Annotated in this window: 4 protein-coding genes; all 4 read right to left on the bottom strand. The window is 73.8% G+C overall.

Translation table 11 applies throughout. The annotated features are described in order from the left end of the window. On the bottom strand, positions 1 to 1,685 hold a 1,685-nt coding region (locus NBX02_RS21820; RefSeq protein WP_250292855.1), incomplete at its 3' end, for an adenylate/guanylate cyclase domain-containing protein. Between the two features lie 427 nt (positions 1,686 to 2,112). Beyond that, complete coding sequence (locus NBX02_RS21825; RefSeq protein ID WP_250286428.1) at positions 2,113 to 3,033, bottom strand: MBL fold metallo-hydrolase; 921 nt, start codon at positions 3,031 to 3,033, stop codon at positions 2,113 to 2,115. Positions 3,034 to 3,421: 388 nt separating this feature from the next. Next, a complete protein-coding gene (locus NBX02_RS21830; RefSeq protein WP_250286425.1) occupies positions 3,422 to 3,919 on the bottom strand; it encodes a RidA family protein in 498 nt (165 codons plus the stop codon). After that, positions 3,916 to 4,083: a DUF4177 domain-containing protein gene (locus tag NBX02_RS21835; RefSeq protein WP_250286423.1), complete on the bottom strand. Its 168-nt coding sequence runs from the start codon at positions 4,081 to 4,083 to the stop codon at positions 3,916 to 3,918. Before NBX02_RS21835 ends, NBX02_RS21830 begins: the two co-directional genes overlap by 4 nt. Between the last annotated feature and the right edge of the window lie 307 nt (positions 4,084 to 4,390).

Below are 4,390 nucleotides of genomic sequence, written 5' to 3' on the forward strand. Positions count from 1 at the left end.
CCGTTCGACGTGGTGCCGGGCAGCGGCTCCGTCCCCGCCACGCCGGCGCTGGTGCCGACATCGGTACCGGCGCCGGCGCCGGCGGCGGCCGCGCCGGCCGCGCCGCCGCGGTGCAGGATGCCCCGGTCCACCAGCAGGTTCAGCAGCTCGGTGAGGAAGAACGGGTTGCCGTGGACCCGCGCGAGCAGGGCGGCCCGGGCGGTCTCGTCCAGCTCGGCGCCGCCGAGATAGTCGCGCAGCAGGCTGGCCGAGGCGGACTCCGCCAACGGGGCGAGCGCGAGCGACTCGGCGTTGGGCAGCCCGGCCAGCGACGGGACCTCACGGTCAAGCATGATCAGCAGTATCGGCCCGCGCAGCCTGCCGGCGAAACGCCGCAGGCCCTGCCACAGCGCGGTCGTCGCCCATTCCAGGTCGTCCAGGACGATGACCAGCGGCCCGTCGTTGGACAGGCCGCCGAGCAGCACGGCCACGTCGTCGACGATCGCGTCGACGGCCCGGACGGCGGGATCGTCGGCCGGGTTCTCCCGCCCGGCAGGGTCCCCCGGCGGGATGTCCGGGGCCACCGTCGAGCGGCCCTCCGGCGGCACACCCAGCAGGGCGAGCAGCTTGTCGGCCACGCCGCCGGGGATGCGGGTGCGCGCTGCCGGGTGCTCCAGCCGGCTGACCGTGCGCCGGACCCGTTCGGCGACCCGGTCCGGGCTGTCGCCCTCGCCGACCCCGCAGGCGGTGCGCACGATGTCCATGAGCGGGGCGAGGTCCCGGCCGTCACCGTGGCGGACCGTGCGGCCCCACAGCACCCTCGCGTCCTGCGCCGCGCCCGCCCGGCGGGCCAGTTCCACCGCTATCCGGGTCTTGCCGATGCCGGCCTCACCGGTGACGACGACCGTCCGCGGCTGGCCGTGCGCGACGACGTCCCGGAAGGCGGACTCGAGTACCGCGAGGTCCTGGTCGCGCCCGGTGAACGGCGCGTCGTCGCCGTGCCCGGGCCGGGCGACGTTGGACGGCCGCAGGCTGACCAGCTCGTAGGTGGGGACCGGCTCGCGCTTGCCCTTGAGCTTCAGCGGGGCCAGCCGGCGCCAGGTCGCCACCGAGGTCGTGGCGATCATGGTGTCGTGGCCCGCGTACACGGCGCCCACCGCGGCGGCGTCCGACAGCCGGGCGGCGGTGTTCACCGTGTCGCCGATCACCGTGTAGGTCAGCGACGCCTGGACGCCGGCCAGCACCTCCCCGGTGTTGATCCCGACGCGCAGGCCGAGGTGGCGGCCACCGCCGGCCTCGTCGGTGACGAGCCGGCGGACGGTCTCCTGCATGGCGGCGGCGGCGCGCACGGCGCGTTCCGGGTCGTCCTCGTGCGCGGTCGGCGCGCCGAACACGGCCATGATGCCGTCGCCGGTGAGGTTGTCGACCCGGCCGCCGACCTCGGCGACGTCGCGGGCCAGGGCCGCGAGCACCCGGTCGGTGACCTCGCCGACACGTTCGGGATCCAGGTCCTCCGCCCACGCGGTGAAGTCCGAGAGGTCGCCGAACAGGACGGTGACGACCCGGCGTTCGGCGCCCTCGTCGGTGCCCATGCCGTTTTCGGTCTGCAACGGCAGCCCGCAGTGGAAACAGAACCGTCCACCGGGAACGGCGGGAGTGCCGCACCGCGGGCAGCGCAGCGTTCCACCGAGGGGAGATGTGATCATTGGGGCGCCCTGAAGCCGGAGTCAGAGCCTGGCCATGACGTCCGGCCGGCCTGCCCGGTGTATCGGGCCTGCCGGCACGGTATCCAGGACCGGACCCTTTTGACGTGGTCGGATATATCCGGAGCGTTGCGCACGGGTGGTCGCCTCCCGGCCGCGAGCATAAGCCAACCGTACGAGATCTTCTGTTCGTGCTGATCTTAACGGTTTCCAGGAAGGAAGAGGGCGGTGTGGGATGTCCAGAATCCGGCCGGCTCTACCCTCCCCACCGAAGGCGATGCGATCATGTTTTCGCATCACCGGAGGTGCGTGGGCTGGCGGGGCCGAAGGCGATGCGATCATGTTTTCGTGTTCGTGCGGGTCCCGCCGTCGACGCGATCATGATTTGTGGACGCGGCCGGAAGGCCGTCTCCGCCGCCGGAACGGCGGCCTATGCGAGCGGGAGCTCGAGCGGTGTGGTCCGCAGTTCCCGCCGCTGGCGCAGGTGCTCGATCTGGGCGCGGACGGACATCTCCGCGGCCGGCCACAGGGCACGGTCGACGTCCGCGTAGATCCGTTGAACGATCTGACGGACCGTGCTGTCGCCGGCGGCGAGGGCCGCCCGGACCTGGTCGAGCCGGGCCTCCCGGTGCGCGAGGTACGCCGCCGCGGCGCGGCCCGCGGCCGGCAGATGCGGCCCGTGGCCGGGGAGCACCATGGCGTCACCCAGCTCGCGTAGGCGCCGCAGGCTGGCCAGGTAGTCGCCGAGCTGCCCGTCGGGGTGCGCGACCACGGTCGTGCCCCGGCCGAGGATCGTGTCGCCGGTGAGGACCGAGCTTCCCGCGGTGGGCGCCGGGACGTCGTGACCGCTGGCGCCGCTGTTGACGCCGCCGGTGCCGCTGGTGCCGCCGGTGCCGGTCCACCGGTCGTCGGTGAGGACGAACGACAGCGAGTCGCTGCTGTGGCCGGGGGTGGCCAGCACCCGGATCTCCACCCCGGCGGCGGCGATCACGTCGCCCTCGGCCAGCCCTTCGTCGCCGAGCCGGTGGGCGGCGTCAAGGGCGCGCACCGGCGCGGAGGTCAGCTCGTGCAGCGGCACGGCACCCTCACTGTGATCAATATGACCATGGGTGAGCAGGATGACGTCGACCGGCCCGGCCGCGACGATCGCCGCGAGATGGCCGGGGCCGGGTGGGCCGGGGTCGACCACGACGCAGCCGGTGGCGCCCGGGGCGCGCAGGATCCAGGTGTTCGTGCCGTCCAGGGTCATCGGGCCGGGGTTGGGCGCGAGCAGCAGCGAGGCCAGCAGGGTCACCTGCCGCGGCGCGGGCGGGCCGCCCTCCGCCGGGGCCGCCGTGCGCGGGCCGGGCACGCCGCCCGTAACGCTCGTATGCCCCACAGGTCACTCACCAGGTTCCGAAGCGGACGATGCTCTGCCGCGCGGGTGGCCCGGCACTCCACCCGCTCGTTGCCCGGACGGCCCACCGGACTGCCCGCTGGCTCGGGCTGCCCACCGGCCCGACCGTCGAGTCGGCTAGTTCTGCCGTAGACAGTAGTTCTGCCGTAGACAGTAGGTTGTCCGCCCCGGCTCGCGCACCATGTCGGCGGTCGCGGCCAGCTGTGAGCTGCGTCTCGTTCGAAGGCCCGTATACAGCCGTTTTTCGATGACCAGCCGCCGGTGGACAGTTATCGTTTGGATATATCCACAGCTGGACGGCGGCCCGCGTGCACGCCGTCCGTTCGCGGTTCCCCGACAAGGGCTAGCTGACGGTGACGACGATCTCCACCTCGACCGGAGCGTTCAGCGGCAGGACACCCACCCCGACCGCGGACCTGGCATGTCGTCCGGCGTCACCGAACACCGCCACGAACAGGTCACTCGCACCGTTGATCACTGCCGGCTGGCCGGTGAACGCGGGCACGCTCGCGACGAACCCGACGACCTTGACGACACCGGTGATCGCGTCCAGGCCGCCGGCCACCGCGGCCGCGGCCGCCAGCGCGTTCAGGGCGCTGATCCGGGCCAGGTCGGCAGCGCGCTCCGCCGGCACCGAGCCGCCGTCGGCGGCCTCGCCGACCGGCCCGGTCGCGGCGAGGACGCCGTCCACCAGGGGGAGCTGTCCGGCCGTCCACACCAGGTCACCGTGCCGCCGGGCGGGCACGTACGCGCCCGCCGGCGACGGGGCCGTGGGCAGCGTCAGGCCGAGCGCGGCCAGGCGTTGCAACGGGGTCGCCGCGTCGGCTGTCACGGCGCTCACCTCGCCGGTTCGCCCTTGGGGCGCTTGAAGTAGGCGACCAGGCTCTCCGGGTTCGGCCCCGGGACGATCTGGACCAGCTCCCAGCCGTCCGCCCCCCAGTTGTCGAGGATCTGCTTGGTCGCGTGGATCAGCACCGGCGCTGTCGCGTACTCCCAGGTCTGCATGACTTGTGACCATAGTGCGTCGCGGCCGAGGATCACGTGACGACGTCCACCGCGTGCCTCTCGGCGCCCACGCCGGGAGCACGCGCGGGACCGGCCCGAAGGGGGCTCGCAGGCTCGTCTGACGGGCGCTTGGCAGGCTCCGCCCGGCCGTCTGAAGCAGCCTGGAGGACATCGCCGGGAGGAAGTGTGCGGCCCTGGTGGCCGGGCCGCGGGCGGGGCGGATGGCGCGGCGGCCCTGCGGCGTCCGCGCCGCCCTGGCCCGCACCTGGCCCGCACCTGGCCCGCACCTGGCCCGCACCTGGCCCGC

This window comes from Protofrankia sp. CiP1_Cm_nod1, from assembly GCF_920888515.1.
Taxonomy (GTDB): Bacteria; Actinomycetota; Actinomycetes; order Frankiales; family Frankiaceae; genus Protofrankia.

Coding starts and splice junctions, on each gene's coding strand:
- NBX02_RS21835 (WP_250286423.1), bottom strand. CDS start 4,083: ATGCAGACCTGGGAGTACGCGACAGCGCCGGTGCTGATCCACGCGACC.